Origin of the sequence: Limnochorda pilosa (assembly GCF_001544015.1) — a bacterium.
In the GTDB taxonomy this organism is placed as follows: Bacteria; Bacillota; Limnochordia; order Limnochordales; family Limnochordaceae; genus Limnochorda; species Limnochorda pilosa.
Genome location: NZ_AP014924.1, coordinates 3296197 through 3314021, shown reverse-complemented (window position 1 = coordinate 3314021; position 17825 = coordinate 3296197). Strand labels below are relative to the sequence as shown.

The window sequence follows — 17825 nt, the reverse complement described above, 5'->3', positions numbered from 1 at the left end:
CCGGCGCGGCGCGGGGGGTGGGTGCATGGAACGGGTCCTGGTGGTGGACGACGAGCCGAACGTCTGCGAGCTCGTCAGCCTCTACCTGCGCAAGGAAGGGTTCCAGGTGGAGTGCCGCCACGACGGCCGCTCCGGCCTAGAGGAGGCCCTCAGCGGTCGCTACCAGATGCTTGTGCTGGACCTGATGCTCCCCGAGATCGACGGGTGGGAGGTCTGTCGCCGGGTGCGGGCCCGGAGCTCCCTGCCCATCCTCATGCTTACCGCTCGGGACGACGACGTGGAGAAGATCCTGGGGCTCGAGATGGGAGCCGACGACTACGTCACCAAGCCCTTCAACCCCAGGGAGGTGGCCGCCCGGGTGAAAGCGATCCTCCGCCGCGCCCGGGACGAAGAACCCGAAACCGAGAACCTGGCCTTCCCGGGTCTCCTCATCGACCGCGATCAGCACCGGGTCCTGCTCGACGACGAGCCTGTCGCGCTCACCCCCCGCGAGTTCGATCTGCTTTGGGAGCTGGCCCGGGGCGCAGGGCGGACCCTCACCCGCGACCAGCTCCTGGAGCGGGTGTGGGGCTACGACTTCTACGGCGATGAACGGACCGTCGACGTGCACATCAAGCGGCTGCGGCGCAAGATCGAGCCTGCCGGGGTGCGGAGGCACTACATCCACACCGTGTGGGGCGTGGGCTACCGGTTCGAGCCCGTGGAGGCCGGCGACGCGGAGGGGTCGGAGGATCCATGCGCACCGTCTTCGGCAAGCTCCTGATCCACGATGTCCTCCTCATCGTGGTCACCATGTCGATCCTGGCCTCCGCGGTGGGGTACCTGGCCGTCGACTACTCCTTCTCGGACCGCCGGCGGGAGCTGGTGAGCCAGGCGGAGGCCCTCTCCGCGCTCATCTCCAACGGGTACCTGGTGCGGAGCGACCCCGAGACCGCCCACTTCCTGCTGGAGACCGTGGACCGCATGGCCGACGCCCGGGTCTGGGTGGTGAACGACCAGGGGCTGGTCCTCCTCACCTCCCTCAGCCACACCCGCTGGGAGGGCTTCCGGCTCAGCGCCGACGAGCTGCAGAAGGTCAGGGCCGGTCTGGTGGTGAGCCGGGTGGACCTGATCCCCCAGCTGGGTGAGCCCACCTTCTCGGTGGCGGCCCCGGTGATGGCCGGCGGCCGCGTGGCGGGGGCGGTGCTGCTCCACGCGCCCATCAGCGGGGTGATGGCCACAGTGCAGCGCATCCGCACCCTGGTGCTCTACGCCTCGCTGCTGGCCCTCAGCCTGGCGCTCCTCCTCGCGTTCTTCGTCTCCAGGCGGATCACCCGGCCCGTGCGCGAGATGACGGCCTTCGCCCAGGCCATGCGCCAGGGCCGCTTCGACCACCGCATCGAGGTCGAGGAGGAGGACGAGATCGGCCAGCTGGCCAAGACCTTCAACCACCTGAGCCGCGAGCTGGGGCTCACCATCGATGCCCTCACCCGGGAGAAGCGCCAGCGGGAGTCCATCGTCCAGAGCATGAGCGAGGGCGTCCTGGCCGTGGACGTGCGGGGGCACATCCTGCTGGTGAACCCCCAGGCCCGGCAGCTCCTGGAGCTGGCGGGCGGGGAGGCCGAAGGCCGCCCGGCCGAGGAGGTGCTGCCGGCCGAATGGTTCCAGCCCTTCCAGCGTTGCCTGCAGGAGGGCATGCCGGTGGAAGGCATCCGACCCACGGGTGGGCGGACCCTGCGCCTGCGGGTGGCACCCATCGACGGCGGCGGTCGGGTGGAGGGCGCCGTGGGCCTGGTGGAGGACATCACCGAGCAGCGCCGGGTCGAGCAGATGCGGCGCGACTTCGTGGCCAACGTCTCCCATGAGCTCCGCACCCCGCTCACCTCCCTGCGCGGCTTCCTCCAGGCCATCCGGGAAGGGGTGGTGACCGATCCCCGGGAGATCGGGCGCTACCTGGGGGTCATGCACGGTGAGACCATGCGGCTTATCCGGCTGGTCAACAGCCTGCTGGACCTCTCCCGCATCGAAGGGGGTCAGGTGCAGCTTCATCGCCAGGCGCTGGCCCTGGCCCCGGTGGTGGAGGACGTGCTGGTCAGCATGCACCCCCGCATGGAGGAGAACGCCCTGCGGGTGGAGACCGACATCCCCCAAGACCTGCCCGCGGTCTGGGCGGACCGTGACCGCCTGGACCAGATCCTGATCAACCTCCTGGAGAACGCCGTCCGCTACGCCGGGCGCGAGGGGCAGGTCCGGGTGGCGGCTCGCTCCCTGGGTGACGCCGTGGTGGTGGCCGTGGAGGATACGGGACCCGGGATCCCGGCCGAGGAGCTGCCCTACGTCTGGGACCGCTTCTACAAGGTGGACAAGGCCCGAACCGCCGACGGCTCGGGGACCGGGCTCGGCCTGGTGATCGTCCGGCAGCTCGTGGAGCTGCACGGGGGACGGGCATGGGCCGAGAGCCAGCCGGGGCAGGGGAGCCGTTTCTTCTTCAGCCTCCCGCAGGCCCAGGGCCAGGAGGAAACGGGCCCCGTTTCCGCGTGATGGCATTCAACGGTCACACAAGTTTCACCGGTTCGCCCCAGATTGGACACAGGTTCCTGGTATCCTGAGCGTGTCCGATCCCAACACGTGGGAGGCCGACGCGCATGGCACGGAGCTCGAAGGTGGAAGAACGCGATCCCAGGACCGGCCGGACCAAGGCACCCCGCCGGGAGCGCCCCTGGACGCCGGCGGGCGACATGGTCCTCATGCAGCTCCACGAGGAAGGGTACACCACGGGGCAGATCGGGCGCATCCTCAACCGAACGAGCCAATCGGTGGGGCGCCGGCTCAGCGTCCTGAGGCAGAGGGGCTTCCGCCTGGAGCGGCCTCGAAGCCGGGCGGCCGACTTCGCCTGGCCGTCGCAGATGGGCGTGGTGAGCGGCCACCTCTACTGATCAGCGTTGGCCCATCAGGGGTTGGGGGGCCTGAATGCCGGAGAACGGTGGGAGGTCTCGGCCTCCTCGACCGCTTGCCGGCGGGCTTCCTCCGCCTCGCCGGCCGGAGCGTTCGCCGGCCCCGCCGCCGAGCCCGGCGCGTCGGGCGGGGAGAAAGCCCCCTGGGCCTCCATCCCCGCGATCTCCTCCCGGGCCGTGAGGCGCGTCAGCCAGGCCGCCTTGCCGGCGATGGCCAGCACCGGTCCCAGCAGGATCCCCACCGGTCCGAAGAAGATGATGCCCCCGTAGATGGAGATCAGGGTCACCACCGGGTGGATGCCGATGGAGGTGCCCAGCAACCGGGGCGTCGCGAGCTGGCGGGTGAAGAAGATGCCGAAGTAGAGCAGGAGCAGCCAGAGAGCCTGCCCTGGCCGATCGAAGAGGATGGCCCCCAGTGCCCACGGGAAGAGGACCACGCTGGGGCCCACCACCGGGATGAAGTCCAGGATCCCCAGGATGAGCCCCAGGAGCGTCCAGTAGGGGACGCCCATGAGGAAGAGGACCAGCATCGAGAGCGACGTGGTCATGAGCGCAATGAGGAACTGGCCCTGCAGAAAGCCCATCAGGTCCTGAAAGACCCGCTCTTGCACCCGCTGGACGACCTCCTGCCGCTCGGGCGGGAAGAGGCGTGTCAGGCTTTCGCCCAGCTTCTCCTTGTCCCGCGACAGGAAGTAGGAGGCCATCACCGCCATCACCGCCACCACCAGGAGGTTGGGAAGGCCCGTGAGGCCGGCCAGCAGGCGCTGAACCAGGTTCTGGACGAAGCCCAGGGCCTGGCGGCTGAAATCCTCCACCCCGGTGGTGACGTACGCGCCCACCTCCGGGGGCAAGGCCTCCACCAGACGATTCACCTCGGTGATGGCGTCCCCCGTGAGTTGGATCAGTTCCTTGCGGTAGTCGGGCAGGAGCCCGGCCAGGTTGATGAGGTCGCCCACCACCCGGACGAAGATGATCGACAGGAGCCCGAGGGTGAGCACGATCACCAGGAGCAGGACCGCGAGCACCACCACGGTCCGCCGGATCCCGGTGCGTCGCTGGACCCAGCTCACCGCCGGGTCCATGAGCATGGCCAGGAGGAAGGCCATGAAGAAGGGGAGGAGGGTGGTCCCCAGCGGCACCCGGTAGATCAGGACCAGCGCCAGCGCTGCCAGGAAGAGCCACGTCTTGGGCTGCAGGAGCCGCTCCAGCGTCGCCGCCACATCCCTTCGCGGGGATTATACCACAGGCCGCGTTCGAGCCGCAGGGTGCTTCCCGGCGCGCGCTCGCTCCGGCCCTCCAGGCCTCCACTCGCTCCGCGCGGGCCCGGCTCCGCCCTCCTGGCTCCGCCGGGGCCGTGCGGCTGCCGGGAAGGACCCTGCGGCTCGAACGCGGGTGGCCTCTCGCGGGCTGGAGGGGCAAGGGGACCGGTACCGGGGAGCGGAGACGGTACCGTCCACCCGGGGTAGGGGCGGACGGCAGCCCGGAGTCAGGCGGGGGCTCAGGGGTCATAGGCCCCACTGGTAGTAGTTGAAGAGGCCTGCCAGGCGGAAGAACGCGTTGGTGTAGAGCAGCACGCCCACCAGGGCCACCAGGGCGCCGCTGGTCAGGGAGATCCACCGTCCCTGGCGGGCCAGCCGGGGGAGCCACTTCTGGAAGCGGCCGATGAAGAGGGCCATGGCCAGGAAGGGCAACGCCATGCCCAGCGAGTAGACCAGGAGGAGCCCCACACCCTGCCAGAGGGTCTGCTGGGTTCCCGCCAGGAAGAGGATCGACGCCAGCGCGGGGCCGACGCACGGCGTCCACCCGGCAGCGAAGGCCATGCCCACCGGGAAGGCGCCGGCCAGCCCCCGGGGCATGCGACCCAGGTCGAGCCGGCGCTCCTGCTCGAGGAAGGGGATGCGCACGAGCCCGGTGAGGTAGATGCCGAAGAGAACGACGAGGACTCCGGCCAGGCGTCGCAGGAGGTCCTGGTAGAGGAGCAGCGATCGCCCCAGGGCCGTAGCCGTGGCCCCGAAGGCGACGAAGACCACGGTGAAGCCCAGCACGAAGAGGAGCGCCCCGGCCATCACCCGGCGGCGAGGCGCGCCGCCCTCCCCCGGGTGCGCCGAGAGTTCCGAGAGGCTCAGGCCCGAGAGATAGCTCACGTACGCCGGGATGAGGGCGATGACGCAAGGAGAGACGATGGAAGCCGCCCCCGCCAGGAAGGCGATGGCCACACCCACCTCGGTTCCGGGCACACTCATACCCCCTCTCGTATCTCGCGCCTCCATTATGGGCAGGAGCGGACGCCCTTTCAACCGCGACGAGCCCCGGGGCGACGGGCGGCCACCGGCTCGCGGTCGGCCGTCACCACGGCCACCGTGTCGCGGGCGATGACGACCTCCTCGTCGGTGGGCACCACGTAGAGGCGCACCCGGCTGTGGGGGGTCGAGATGAGCGCTTCGCCCCGGGCGGCCCGGTTGGCTTCGGGGTCCAGCTCGGCGCCCAGGTAGCCCAGCGACGCGCCGACGTCCTCGCGCACCCGCCACGAGTGTTCGCCGATACCGGCGGTGAAGGCAATCGCGTCGACCCCATTCAGGGCCGCCGCGTACGCGCCGATGTACTTGCGGATCCGGTAGGCGTACATCTCCAGGGCGAGCCGGGCCGTCTCGTTGCCGGCGTCGGCCGCCTCCTCGATCTCCCGCATGTCCGACGCGAGTCCCGAGATCCCCAGGACGCCGCTGTGCTTGTTCAGCATGGCATCGGCCTCGGCCAGGGAGAGGTTCTCCCGGGCCATGACGTAGAGGAGCGCCCCGGCGTCCACGTCGCCCGAGCGGGTGCCCATCATGAGGCCCTCGAGAGGCGTGAAGCCCATGGAGGTGTCGATGGAGTGGTCTCCCTGCACGGCCGCGATGCTGGCGCCGTTGCCCAGGTGGCAGGTGATGATGCGGGCCGTGCCTCCATCTCCCAGCAGGGTGCGGACCCGCTCGGCGACGTACCGGTGGGACGAGCCGTGGAATCCGTAGCGACGAACCGCGTAGCGGCGGTAGAGAACGTGGGGAAGCGCGTAGAGGAAGGCATGCCGGGGCATGCGGGCGTGGAAGGCGGTGTCGAAGACGGCCACCTGGGGAACGCCTGGGAGCAGCTCCTCGGCCGCCTCGATGCCTGCCAAGTTGTGGGGGTTGTGCAGCGGCGCGAGCTCGGAGAGCTCCCGGATCGACCGCTTCACCGCGGGCGTCACCCGGACGGATCCGTGAAACGCCTCGCCGCCGTGGACCACCCGGTGCCCCACGGCATCGATCTCGTCGATGCGTTGCAGGACCGCGGCCCCATCGTGGGCCTCGGTGAGGAGGCCCAACACCCGCTGGATCGCGGTCGTGTGGTCCAGGATCTCTTCCTGGACCCGGTAAGGTTCCCGCCCGGGGACGCGGTGGGTGACCGCCGCGTCGTCCATACCGATGCGCTCCACCTGCCCCGAGGCCAGCACGGCCTCATCGGGCATCTCGTACAGCTTGTACTTGACCGACGAGCTGCCCGAGTTGAGCACGAAGACCTTCACGCGCCCACCCCCTTGCCTGCGCCGCCCGGCTCGTGCACCGGGCGTCCCCCGGGCGCGTCAAGCCGACGCCCTTCTTCGTCGTAGTGGAAGAAGCCCCTGCCCGTCTTCACGCCCAGGTTCCCCGCGCGCACGTACTTCTTGAGGAGCGGGCAGGGCCGGAACTTGAGCTCGCCGTACTCCCGGAAGAGCCGCTCCATGGCGATCAGAAGCGAGTCGAGGCCCATGCGGTCCGCCATCTCCAGGGGTCCGTGGCGGAAGCGGTACCCCAGGCGCATGGCCGTGTCGATGTCCTCCGGCGAAGCGACGCCCTCCATGACGCAGTACATGGCCTCGTTCAGCAGGGGCATGATCAGGCGGGTGGTGACGTACCCGGGCGACTCGTAGACCTCCACCGCCACCTTGTCGATGCGCTCCACGAACGCCCGGGCCTTGGCCACGCTCTCCTCGGAGGTGTGGAGGCCCCGGATGATCTCCACCACGGGCATCTCGGTGACGGGGTTGACGAAGTGCACCCCCAGCACCCGGTCCGGGTGAGCGGTCGCGGCCGCCACCTCGGTGATGCTCAGGGTGGAGGTGTTGCTGGCCAGGAGCCGGTCAGGGGGCGCCAGGGCGTCCAGCTGGCGGAAGATCCCTTTCTTCAGCTCGAGATCCTCGGTGACCGCCTCGATCACCAGGTCCGCCGGGGCCGCGTCCTCAAGCGAGAGGGAGGGGGTGATGCGCTTCAGAATCACCCGCTTCTCCGCCTCGGTGATGGCCCATTTCTCCAGGCGCTGGTCCAGGGAGGCGGCCACAGCCTCCAGGGCGCGGTGCAGGATCGCCTCGGACACGTCCACCAGCACCACTTCGAAGCCCTCCTGGGCCAGGTGCTGCGCGAGGCTCGTCCCCATCGTTCCTGCTCCCACCACTCCCACGCGCGGCGCTGCCACCCCGCTCCCTCCCGGCAACAGATGGTGTTAGCGATGCAGAGGGCCTTCCCTCACGCTCTTATTCTTTGGGGCCATGCGGTCTCCCCTCCTGGCCGGTGAAGGAGAAGAGGATTCGGGGCACGAACTTGGAGGGAAACGCTGGAGCGGGCGCTTCCGGCCCGCCCGGGGGGCCCGCCCGCTCCCCCGGCATGAGCGTCGAGCCGCGAGGAGGCGTGCTTCTTGCCCGAGATCCGGCCCTTCCGGGCGGTGCGCTACGACCCCGGTCGGGCGGGCCGCCTGGAGGACGTGCTGGCGCCGCCGTACGACGTGATCGACCCCACCTTGCAGGACCAACTCTACGAGCGGAGCCCCCGGAACATCGTTCGCCTGGTGCTGGGGCGCACCTTCCCCGGAGACGGCGGCGCGTCCAACCGGTACACCCGGGCCGCGGCCCTCTACCGGCGCTGGCGGGAGACCGGCATCCTGGTCGCGGACCCTGAGCCCGCGCTCTACCTCTACGCCCAGCGTTATGCCTGGCGTGGGGGCGAGCACCTCACCTGGGGATGGGTGGGGGCCGTCCGGCTGGAAGAGCCCGGGAAGACGTTCCTTCCCCACGAGGCGACCCTGCCGGGCCCCAAGGCGGACCGCCTGGCCCTGTGGCAGGCGGCGCGGGCCGAGTTCAGCCAGGTGTTCGGCCTCTACCACCGGCCCGATCCGAGCGAGCGGGAGCTGGCCCAGGCGGTGATGGGCGACGCTCCCCTGGAGCAGTTCACCGACGACCGGGGCGTGGAGCACCGGGTGTGGCGGGTGGCCGGCGGGCTGGAGCCCGAGCGCCTGGCCGCCGACCTGCGACCCCTGCAGGTGGTGCTGGCCGACGGCCACCACCGCTTCGAGACGGCGGTGGCCCTGGCCCGGGGCCCGCTGGGGACTCTTCCAGGGGCGGCCTGGGCGGCCCTCTGGCTGGTCAACACCGCCCTGAGCCCGGTGACCGTCCTCCCGACCCACCGGGTGCTGGAAAACGGCCCCGGCGTCCCAGGCTGGGACGATCTGCTGGCGCGGGCCCGCGAGCGCTTCCGGGTGGAGCCGCTGGCCCCGGCGGGGGCTGCGGAAGGGGCAGCGACCGGCGCGGCGCACCCGCGCATCTCGGAGCCCGAGGAGCCCGGCGTGGTCCACCTGGTGGGGCCAGACGGGTCCGCCTGGCGGCTGGCGACCCCGCCGGACCGGTCGCCGGAGCTGGCCGTGACCATGCTCCACCGGGAGCTGCTGGATCCCATCCTGAAGGGGTTGGCGGGGAGCCAGGCCGAAGGGTTCGAGCGGTTCCTGCGCTTCACCCACGACGGGGAGGAAGCCCGGCGCTGGGTGGCGACCGGAGAGGGCCGGGCGGCCTTCCTGCTGCCGGCCCTGGACGGCGAGGCCGTCCGGCGGGCGGCCGAGACCGTGGGGCGCCTGCCCCAAAAGAGTACCTACTTCTACCCGAAGGCGCCCAGCGGCCTCCTGATCTACGATCTGGAGGAGAGTCTGGGGAAGCTGTAAGGCGGGCGGCCGGGCGGCGGGACCGGCGTCAGGCGGCGGTGAGGCTGACGAGGCTGAGGAGGGCGTGCATCGATGGCAGACACGCGCGAAGAGATCTGGAACGAGCGCTTCGGCCGGGAAGGGCTCACCTTCGACGACCTCCTGCTGGAACCGGCCTACTCGGAGGTGCTGCCCACCGACGTCTCCACCGAGACCCGCTTCTCCCGGAACATCCGGCTGAACATCCCCATCGTGAGTGCCGCCATGGATACGGTGACCGAAGCGCCCATGGCCATCGCCGTCGCCCGGGAGGGCGGCATCGGCGTGATCCACCGGAACCTCCCGCCCGAGGCCCAGGCCGGCGAGGTGGACAAGGTGAAACGGTCCGAGAGCGGCATCATCGTGGACCCCATCTTCCTCTCGGCCCAGCACCGGGTTCAGGACGCGCTGGACCTGATGGCCCGCTACCGTATCTCGGGAGTACCCATCACCGACGAGGAAGGCCACCTGGTGGGGATCCTCACCAACCGCGACCTGGTCTTCGAGGAGGACTTCGAGCAGCCCATCGGCCGGGTCATGACCCCGGGCGACCGGCTGGTCACCGCCCCGGTGGGCACCTCCCTGGAAGAGGCGAAGGCGATCCTCCACCGTCACCGCATCGAGAAGCTGCCGCTGGTGGACGGCCAGAAGCGCTTGAAGGGACTCATCACCATCAAGGACATCGAGAAGGCCCGCAAGTACCCCCTGGCCGCCAAGGACGAGAAGGGGCGCCTGCGGGTGGCGGGGGCCATCGGCACCGACGCGGGCGCCCGGGAGCGGGCCGAGCTCCTGGTGGAGGCGGGTGTGGACGCCATCATCCTCGACACGGCCCACGGCCACTCCCGGCGGGTAATCGAGACGGTCCGCTGGCTGAAGGAGCGCTTCGGCGACCGGGTGGACGTGGTGGCGGGCAACGTGGCCACCGCCCAGGGCGCGGAGGACCTGGCCCGGGCCGGCGCCGACGCCATCAAAGCGGGTGTCGGCCCGGGGAGCATCTGCCTGGGGCCCGAAACCGAGATCCTCATGGCCGACGGCGCGGTCAAGCCCATCTGCGACGTCGTGCCAGGGGACCAGGTCATCACCCATCGCGGCCGTGCCAGGAGGGTGACCAAGGTGTACCGGCGCCCATACACAGGTCCCCTGGTGCATCTCACCATCAACGGTTCGCCCAGGGTGCTTCGGATGACCCCGAACCACCCGTGTCTCGCGATCCACTTCAACGCGCCCGTGGGGGCGCGGCACAAGTACGGCGGCAAGTACTTCTTCGACAAGCCCAAGTACCACCGAGGGCTGGATTGGGTGCCTGCAGGGGACCTGGAGCCCCAGGACATCCTCGCGATTCCCATCCGACAGGTGCAGGCCAAGCAGGTCACCTTCGACCTCCTGGATGCGGTGCCGCAGTATCGGAACGATGGGGAATGGATCCATGCGACCAAGCCCAGCCGGAATCAGAACACCCTCAGCTACCAGGAGATCGCCGACCGCTCCGGGACCACAGCCAGAGTGGTTGGCTCCATGGTCCTGGGCCTGCGTACCGTTTCAGATCCTCTTCAGGAAGCAGGGGAAGGGTTCCTGAGGGAAGTCGCCCACGAGCGACCAGCCCCCGCGCACCGCGTGCGACGCCACGTGGTTCTCGACGGACGTCTCATGCGGCTCTTCGGGTACTATGCGGCCGAAGGCCACCCGGCGGGTCTCCCGAACGACCGCCAGCTGCGCTTCGCGTTCCATCGCGACGAGACGGCGTATCAAGAGGACGTCATGCGCCTCATCAAGGAGGTTTTCGGGTACGACGGCGCGACGGTGCTCCACGCACCCCACCGCCAGGCCACGACCGTCCTCGTGACCAACCACGCCCTCGCGCGCTTCTTCGAGACCGTCATCCCAGGAAACGCCCGAACCAGGCGCCTGCCCCCGGAGCTTCTCGCACAACCCGAACCCCTGCTTCGGGAGTTCTTGATCGGGGCATTCCGGGCGGCGGGTACGTGGGACGGCGCCGGTGGGAGAATCGGCTACAAGACGGCTTCCCCAGCATTGGCCAGCCAGGTCGCGGACATCCTCCTGCGCTTGGGCTACTTCCCCTCGGTTCAGCGGTACGAGCCGCAGCATGAGCGGTGGAGCGGCATGTATGCGGTTCGCCTGCCAGGCGCGCCATGCCGGCGGTTCAGGGACGGCTTCGCCGAGCTGGGGTTGAGAGAGCCGGCGGTCGAACACCGCTCCGTCAAGCAAGGCATGTGGTCCGACGGGCGGTACGTGTACGTCACCATCAAGGACGTGCGGGTGGTCCAGGACGATCTCCACGTCTACAATCTGGAGGTGGACGAGGACGAATCGTACGTCGCGGACCGCGTCGCCGTCCACAATTGCACCACCCGTATCGTCTCGGGGTCGGGCATGCCCCAGATGACGGCCATCTGGGAGACGACCCGGGCCGCCGCCCGCTTCGGGCTGCCGGTGATCGCGGACGGCGGCATCCGCTACTCGGGCGACATCACCAAGGCGCTGGCGGCCGGCGCCGAGTCGGTGATGCTGGGAGGCCTCCTGGCGGGTACCGACGAGAGTCCGGGCGAGATGGAGATCCACCAGGGGCGGCGTTACAAGGTCTACCGGGGCATGGGCTCCATCGGGGCCATGCGGGCCGGGAGCCGCGACCGGTACTTCCAGGAGCGGGAGCGGAAGCTGGTGCCCGAAGGGATCGAGGGCCGGGTCCCCTACAAGGGGCCCGTCTCCGAGGTGGTCTACCAGCTCGTGGGCGGGCTCCGCTCGGGGATGGGCTACTGCGGCGCGCCGGACCTGGAGACCCTCCGGCGGACGGCCCGCTTCGTGCGGGTGACGGCGGCAAGCGTGCAGGAGAGCCACCCGCACGACGTGGACATCGTCAAAGAGGCTCCCAACTACCAGAGGGAGCGATGAGTCGATCAGGAGGGCGCGGCGTGCCATCCTTCCGCCTGGCCCGGGTGCAAGGGATCCCCATCGAGATCCACGTCTCATGGCTCGTCGTCTTCGCCCTGGTCAGCATCACCTTGAGCCTGGGCTACTTCCCCCTGAACTACCCCGGCCTGACCGGACTCTTCTACGGGCTCCTGGGCCTGGTCACCACCCTCCTCTTCTTCACCTGCGTGCTGCTCCACGAACTGAGCCACTCGCTGGTGGCCCGGGAGCACAACCTGCGCATCATGCGGATCACCCTCTTCATCTTCGGCGGGGTGGCCCATATGCAGGGCGAGCCGCCCAGCCCCCGGGCCGAGTTTCGCATCGCGGTCGCCGGACCCATGGCGAGCCTTCTCATCGCCCTCACCTTCCGGCTGGTCCAGGAGGTGGGTCGGATGGCCGGGCTGGGCGTGGCGCTCGAGGCGTTGAGCGACTACCTGTACTGGGTGAACCTGCTTCTGGCCCTGGTCAACCTGATTCCTGCCTTTCCCCTGGACGGCGGGCGGATCCTGAGGGCCTTCCTCTGGGCCAGGACCGGGAGCCTCCTGCGGGCCACCCGCTGGGCCGGTCTCCTGGGACGGGGCTTTGCCCAGGTGATGATGGTCGGAGGGCTCGCACTCGGCCTGTTCGGGCCGCGGCTGAACGGCCTCTGGCTCCTTTCCCTGGGGTGGTTCCTCTTCCAGGCGGCCAGGGGCAGCGAGGGACAGGTGGAGGTGGCCGAGAGCCTGCGGGGCCTTTCGGTGGCGGACGTGATGGAGGTCCGCTTTCTCAGCGTCCGGCGCGAGCTTCCCCTGGACCGGTTCGTGGAGGAGTACCTCCTCCGCCACGGGCAGGAGACCTTCCCGGTGGTCCAGGACGGCTCGCCCATGGGCGTGGTGGGGCTCGAGGAGGTCCGCAGGGTGCGGCGGGAAGAGTGGTCCACCACCACCGTCCAGGTCGCCCGCCGCCCGCTGGAGCCACATCAGGTGGTCGCTCCCGGATTGCCCGCCCTGGAGGCGGCCCGGCGTCTGGGCGAGGGTGGCGGGCTGCTCCTGGTGGTCTCGGAGGGACAGCTCCTGGGCGTGGTCACAGGGTCCGGATTGCAGCGCCTGGTGGAGGTGCGGAGGCAGATCCTGTCCCAGCGCTGAGGGGGGAGACGATGGCGACGCAGCGAGAGGTCGGAGAGGCCGGCGGGGAGGCACCCGCCCTGGGGGCGGCGGAGACCGGCGCGCCCGGGCCGAGAGTGGATCGCCTGCGCCTGGGCGAGCACGTCCTGCCCCTGGGACGGCGCACGTACGTGATGGGCGTCCTCAACGTGACGCCCGACTCCTTCTCCGACGGCGGCCAGTACCTGGACGCCGGGGCCGCGGTGGCCAGGGGGCTGGAGATGGCGGCGGAGGGGGCGGACCTCATCGACGTGGGCGGCGAGTCGACCCGGCCTGGGGCGGCGCCGGTCTCGGAAGCCGAGGAGCTCCGCCGGGTCGTCCCCGTCATCCGGCGGCTCGCCCGCGAGGCGCGGGTGCCCATCTCCATCGACACCTACAAGGCCCGGGTGGCCGAGGCCGCCGTCGACGCGGGGGCCCGGTTCTTGAACGATATCTCCGCCGCCCTCTTCGACCCGGGCATGGCGCCGCTGGCGGCCCGCTCGGGGCTCCCGGTGGTGGTGATGCACATGCTGGGCGAGCCCCGCACCATGCAGCAGGATCCGTGGTACGAAGACGTGGTGCGGGAGGTGGGGGCCTTCTTCGAAGAACGGATCCAGGCGCTGGAGCGGGCGGGCGTCCGTCGTGAGCAGATGATTCTCGACCCCGGCCTGGGGTTCGGCAAGCGCTTCGAGGACAACCTGCGGCTGCTGGGGGAGCTGGGGCGGTTCGGCTCCTTCGGGCTCCCCCTGTTGGTCGGTCCCTCGCGCAAGTCCTTTCTGGGGCGGATCCTGGGAACACCGCCCCTGGACCGGGTGGAAGGGACCCTGGCCGCGGTGGTGGTGGCCGTCCTCCAAGGGGCGGACATGGTCCGGGTCCACGACGTGCGCGCCGTCGACCGGGCCCGGCGGGTGGTGGACGCCCTGGTGCGGCCCGGCGATCCGTGGACCTCGGGCGAGGAGGCGACCCCGTGAGCCGCCCCGGCTGGCCGCCCTCCAAGCGGGAGGCGGGCGAAGGCAGCGTGACCGCCTTCCTTGGCCTGGGCTCCAACCTGGGAGACCGGAAGCGGTGGCTGGAAGAGGCGCTGCGGAAGCTGGCGGGCCTTCCTTCCACCCAGGCGGTGCGCACCAGCAGCGTCTACGAGACGGAACCCTGGGGAGGGGTGCCCCAGCCCCAGTACCTGAACGTCGTCGTCGAGGTGCGCACGGGCCTGAGCCCCGAGGAGCTGCTGGACGGGGCGCTGGCCGTCGAGCGGGCGCTCGGCAGGGTGCGAGCGGTGCGCTGGGGGCCGCGCACCATCGACGTGGACCTGCTCTGGATGGACGGCCAGGAGCGGTCGACGGACCGGCTCATCCTGCCCCACCCTCGTCTGGTGGAACGAGCCTTCGTGCTCGTGCCTCTGGCGGAGCTGGAGCCCGATCTGATCGTGCACGGCCGGAGCGTCGGCGCGTGGCTCAGCCGGCTGCCCGAGGATGCCCGCGACGGCGAGGTGCGGCGGGTGGGTGGCCCGATGCTTCCTGAAAGGGCGGGACCGTCAGGTCTTGATGAACCGATCCACGTGGAGCACGAAGACGGTGGCCCCGCCTGACTCGATCTCGATGGGCATGCTGACCGAGTTGGGCAGCTCCGGCGAAGGCTGGGGCAGGAGCCGCTTCTGACGGGCGCAGATGCGTTGGATGGTGGTGAGCACGGGTTCCACCCGGTCGTCGTCCACGCCGATGAGGAGCGTGGTGTTTCCGCGCAAGAGGAAGCCACCCGTCGAGGCGAGCTTGGTGGTCTGGAACCCCTGTTCCACCAGCGAGTCCATCAAGGGGCTGGCGTTCTCGTCCTCCACCACGGCCAGGATGAGCTTCATGGGTCATCCCCCTTTCGGTGAGGCGTGCGCTACACCTATTGGCCGAAAAGAGCCCGCCTCCTGCCCCGACCCGCGGGGCGGGGTCGTGCGGGGTCAGGGAGGGTCTCATGGATGATACTCAACGACCTGGAGATCGAGCGGCTCGCGCGGGACGAGCGGATGATCGAGCCCTTCGTGCCCGAGCAGGTGCGCCTGGATCCCGAGACCGGCAAGCCCGTGCTCTCGTACGGCCTTTCCAGCTATGGCTACGACCTCCGGGTGGCGGACGAGTTCAAGATCTTCACCAACGTCAACGCGACGGTGGTGGATCCCAAGGACTTCGACACCCGCGCGTTCGTGGACGTGCGCGGCCCCGCTTGCGTCATTCCGCCCAACTCCTTCGCGCTGGCCCGTTCGGTGGAGTACCTGCGCATTCCCCGGAACGTCATCGGGATCTGTACAGGCAAGTCCACCTACGCCCGGTGCGGGATCATCCTCAACGTCACCCCGGCCGAACCGGGGTGGCACGGGTACCTGACCCTGGAGATCAGCAACACCACGCCGCTGCCGGCGCGCATCTACGCGGGCGAGGGCATCGCCCAGATGATCTTCCTCCAGGGGGAGCCGTGCCGCACCACCTATGCGGACCGGAGCGGCAAGTACCAGGGCCAGCAGGGCGTGGTACCCCCGCGGGTCTGATCGGCCGGAGGCCGCGGGCCGGCGGCGCGGCCCGAAAGCCCCGCGTCGAGGGAGGATTCAGGACGGTGTCGCGGAATAGGCTTCTTAACACGTGTGCAAGGGTCTGCAAGGAAGGGGTTGAAAGCTCGTGGATCGGGCGTTGGGCGGGGTCGCCGTCGGCCTCGCGGCTGTCTTCGTCCTCCTGGCGTGGGGTGTCCTGGTGGCGCCGGCCGGCCTCCTGGTAAAACTCCTGATGTTCCTCATGCTCACCGCCGCCACCTTCGCCGTCACGCTGGTGATGACCACCGAGAGCCCCCTGGCCGACGCGGTGCTGAAGCCGCCCGAAGACGTGGTAGGGGCCTGGGCCGGAGAGGCCGAGCCTGCGGCCGGCGAGGCGGCGTCCGAGGAGGCCGCGGAAGCACCCGACCGGCCTCGGGCCAGGGCTGCCGCCCGGGTCCCCTCGGGGCGAGGCCGCCGGGAGGCCCGCAGCCAGGGCCCCGACGCATCCGAACCCGCGCGCGGAGTCGACGTCTGACACCGTCGGCAGGGAGGGGTGGCCGGTTCCGGGGTTGCCGCCGGCGCGCGTTCAGGTGTATGCTGTAGTGGATCCTACAGGATCCCTGAGCCTTTCCTCCGGTTGGAACCGGAGGGGTCGTCCAGCGGGCGCACGCCCGCTTTGGCTTGGCCAAGATTGTGCTGTCGTTCACATAGTGCGGGGGGCGAGGAGCGGTGGAGTCGTATCTTCCTGTCCTCATCTACCTGGGCGTCGCCCTGGCGGTGCCCATCCTCATCACGGGCCTCATCGAGTTTCTGGCGCGAGCCCGGCGTGCCCGTCACAACGACCCCGCGAAGTACCTCACCTATGAGAGTGGTTATCCCACGCCCCCGCTCACGGGTCGGATCCCGGTCCAGTTCTACCTGGTCGCCATGCTCTTCGTGATCTTCGACGTGGAGGCGGCGGCCTTCTACCCCTGGGCGGTCACGCTCCGGAGGCTGGGTGCCTTCGGCCTCTGGGAGGTGGTGGCCTTCGTGCTGGTGCTGGCCATCGGGTACGCCTACGTGTGGAAGAAGGGGGGATTCCAGTGGAGATGACCAACGACCCGTTCCTGGTCACCCGGGTGGACCAGTTCGCGCGCTGGGCCCAGAAGTCCTCGGTCTGGCCGCTGACCTTCGGTCTCGCCTGCTGCGCCATCGAGATGATGAACCTGGTCGCTCCCCGGTACGACGCGTCCCGGTTCGGGGCCGAGGTTTTCCGGGCGTCGCCCCGGCAGGCGGACCTGCTGATCGTGTCGGGCCGCCTGTCCAACAAGATGGTGCCGGTCATCAAGCAGATCCACGCGCAGATGCCCGAGCCCAAGTGGGTGGTGGCCATGGGCGCCTGCGCCTCCTCTGGGGGCATTTTCGACAACTACGCCATCGTCCAGGGGGTCGACCAGGTCCTCCCGGTGGACGTCTACGTGCCCGGCTGCCCGCCCACGCCCGACGCGGTCCTCCACGCGGTGCTGAGGCTGCAGCAGGAGATCGCGGGCGGGGATCCGCAGGCAGGGGTGATCACCAAGCATGCCTGACCCGATGGAAGGCACCGTCGTCCAGGCCGCCCGCCCGGAGGGGACGGGGGACTTGGCAGAGCCGGCTCCCTGGCTTGCGGGGCTGCTGGAGGGGGCTCCCGGGGGCGTGGAGCGGCTGGAGCCGTGCCACGGCATCGAGAGCCTGCGCGTGATGCCGGCGAGCCTGATCCCCCTCTGCCAGCGGGCGAGGGCGGCCGGATTCACCATGTGCCTGGACGTGGCCGGCGTCGACTACCTGCCCCGGGAACCCCGGTTCGAGGTGGTCTACCATCTCCTTGCGCTGAAGGGCGACGGCACGCCCGAGCAGCCGCGCCGGCTGCAGCTCCGGGTGCCGGTGGCGGGCGAGCGGCCGGAGGTACCCACCGTCTCGGGGATATGGCCCTCGGCCAACTGGCCCGAGCGGGAGGTCTACGACCTGATGGGCATCCGCTTCAAGGGGCACCCGGACCTGCGGCGGATCCTGATGCCCGACGACTGGGAGGGTCACCCCCTCCGGAAGGATTACCCTCTGCGGGGCCCCAGGGCCCTGGAGGAGGAGGAGCTGCCGCTGGGCCATCGGTTCGACTTTCTGCAGGCTAGGGTGCGGCCGCACGAGAGGTAGGCTGGGGCCCGGAGCCGGGCCGGTGAGCGCGTTGGGGGAATCGAGGTGTCGACCATGAGCGTGCGAGAGCCAAAAGAGCGCGAGCGGAACGGCGCGGTGCCGGTTCCTTCCGAGGCCGCCCGGTCCCGTCCCGGCGACGTGGGGCGGCGCGAGGTGGACCTCCCGGAC

The 17825-nt window shown here is 70.1% G+C and carries 17 protein-coding genes and 3 pseudogenes; 15 read left to right on the top strand and 5 right to left on the bottom strand.

The genetic code is table 11. The annotated features are described in order from the left end of the window. Positions 1-25: 25 nt before the first annotated feature. From LIP_RS14760 to LIP_RS14750, 3 genes are all read left to right on the top strand, one after another. Entirely contained in the window at positions 26-763 is a 738-nt protein-coding gene (locus LIP_RS14760) for a response regulator transcription factor (RefSeq protein ID WP_068140078.1), read from the top strand. Beyond that, the gene (locus tag LIP_RS14755) at positions 736-2520 is read left to right on the top strand and encodes a HAMP domain-containing histidine kinase (protein ID WP_068140075.1); all 1785 of its coding nucleotides are present in this window, start codon (positions 736-738) and stop codon (positions 2518-2520) included. The genes LIP_RS14760 and LIP_RS14755 overlap by 28 nt, the downstream gene beginning before the upstream one ends. A gap of 104 nt (positions 2521-2624) precedes the next feature. After that, the gene (locus LIP_RS14750; protein ID WP_068140071.1) at positions 2625-2915 is read left to right on the top strand and encodes a helix-turn-helix domain-containing protein; all 291 of its coding nucleotides are present in this window, start codon (positions 2625-2627) and stop codon (positions 2913-2915) included. 14 nt (positions 2916-2929) lie between these two features. Here LIP_RS14750 and ytvI read toward each other — a convergent pair whose 3' ends face one another. The 4 genes from ytvI to LIP_RS14730 form a co-directional block, all read right to left on the bottom strand. Then, positions 2930-4153 (bottom strand): sporulation integral membrane protein YtvI, encoded by a 1224-nt coding sequence (gene ytvI / locus LIP_RS14745; RefSeq protein ID WP_068140066.1) that lies wholly within the window; start codon positions 4151-4153, stop codon positions 2930-2932. Positions 4154-4438: 285 nt separating this feature from the next. Then, positions 4439-5170, bottom strand: coding sequence for a cytochrome c biogenesis CcdA family protein (locus LIP_RS14740; protein ID WP_068140063.1), 732 nt, complete (start codon positions 5168-5170; stop codon positions 4439-4441). Between the two features lie 56 nt (positions 5171-5226). Further along, entirely contained in the window at positions 5227-6471 is a 1245-nt protein-coding gene (locus tag LIP_RS14735; protein WP_068140060.1) for an acetate/propionate family kinase, read from the bottom strand. Beyond that, complete coding sequence (locus tag LIP_RS14730; RefSeq protein WP_082726402.1) at positions 6468-7397, bottom strand: 3-hydroxyacyl-CoA dehydrogenase family protein; 930 nt, start codon at positions 7395-7397, stop codon at positions 6468-6470. Before LIP_RS14730 ends, LIP_RS14735 begins: the two co-directional genes overlap by 4 nt. 219 nt (positions 7398-7616) lie before the next feature. Here LIP_RS14730 and LIP_RS14725 point away from each other — a divergent pair, with 219 nt between their 5' ends. The 7 genes and pseudogenes from LIP_RS14725 (at position 7617) to folK (ending at position 14564) form a co-directional block, all read left to right on the top strand. Continuing rightward, the gene (locus tag LIP_RS14725; protein WP_068140057.1) at positions 7617-8909 is read left to right on the top strand and encodes a DUF1015 domain-containing protein; all 1293 of its coding nucleotides are present in this window, start codon (positions 7617-7619) and stop codon (positions 8907-8909) included. Positions 8910-8981: 72 nt separating this feature from the next. Then, positions 8982-9926 (top strand): annotated as a pseudogene (guaB, locus tag LIP_RS20655) (IMP dehydrogenase); the annotation flags it as partial. Positions 9927-9950: 24 nt separating this feature from the next. Beyond that, a pseudogene (locus LIP_RS20650) lies at positions 9951-11285 on the top strand (LAGLIDADG family homing endonuclease); the annotation flags it as partial. Positions 11286-11288: 3 nt separating this feature from the next. Then, positions 11289-11837: pseudogene (locus LIP_RS20645) on the top strand (IMP dehydrogenase); the annotation flags it as partial. 20 nt (positions 11838-11857) lie between these two features. Then, positions 11858-12982 (top strand): site-2 protease family protein, encoded by a 1125-nt coding sequence (locus LIP_RS14715; protein WP_068140054.1) that lies wholly within the window; start codon positions 11858-11860, stop codon positions 12980-12982. Between the two features lie 11 nt (positions 12983-12993). Next, positions 12994-13950: a dihydropteroate synthase gene (folP, locus tag LIP_RS14710; protein ID WP_082726400.1), complete on the top strand. Its 957-nt coding sequence runs from the start codon at positions 12994-12996 to the stop codon at positions 13948-13950. Next, on the top strand, positions 13947-14564 hold the full coding sequence (folK, locus tag LIP_RS14705) for a 2-amino-4-hydroxy-6-hydroxymethyldihydropteridine diphosphokinase (protein WP_173652457.1): 618 nt from the start codon (positions 13947-13949) through the stop codon (positions 14562-14564). The genes folP and folK overlap by 4 nt, the downstream gene beginning before the upstream one ends. Here folK and LIP_RS14700 read toward each other — a convergent pair. After that, positions 14511-14831 carry a cyclic-di-AMP receptor gene (locus tag LIP_RS14700; RefSeq protein ID WP_068140053.1) on the bottom strand — a complete coding sequence of 107 codons (321 nt, stop codon included), beginning with the start codon at positions 14829-14831 and terminating at the stop codon, positions 14511-14513. The genes folK and LIP_RS14700 overlap by 54 nt on opposite strands. Positions 14832-14942: 111 nt before the next feature. Here LIP_RS14700 and dcd point away from each other — a divergent pair, with 111 nt between their 5' ends. The 5 genes from dcd (at position 14943) to LIP_RS14675 (ending at position 17657) form a co-directional block, all read left to right on the top strand. Next, entirely contained in the window at positions 14943-15509 is a 567-nt protein-coding gene (gene dcd, locus LIP_RS14695) for a dCTP deaminase (protein ID WP_068140050.1), read from the top strand. 127 nt (positions 15510-15636) lie between these two features. Further along, entirely contained in the window at positions 15637-16023 is a 387-nt protein-coding gene (locus LIP_RS14690; RefSeq protein WP_068140045.1) for a hypothetical protein, read from the top strand. Between the two features lie 194 nt (positions 16024-16217). Then, positions 16218-16580, top strand: coding sequence for an NADH-quinone oxidoreductase subunit A (locus LIP_RS14685; RefSeq protein WP_068140042.1), 363 nt, complete (start codon positions 16218-16220; stop codon positions 16578-16580). Next, positions 16577-17056: an NADH-quinone oxidoreductase subunit B gene (locus tag LIP_RS14680; protein ID WP_068142133.1), complete on the top strand. Its 480-nt coding sequence runs from the start codon at positions 16577-16579 to the stop codon at positions 17054-17056. The genes LIP_RS14685 and LIP_RS14680 overlap by 4 nt, the downstream gene beginning before the upstream one ends. Then, a complete protein-coding gene (locus LIP_RS14675) occupies positions 17049-17657 on the top strand; it encodes an NADH-quinone oxidoreductase subunit C (RefSeq protein WP_068140039.1) in 609 nt (202 codons plus the stop codon). The genes LIP_RS14680 and LIP_RS14675 overlap by 8 nt, the downstream gene beginning before the upstream one ends. The last annotated feature ends 168 nt before the right edge of the window (positions 17658-17825 follow it).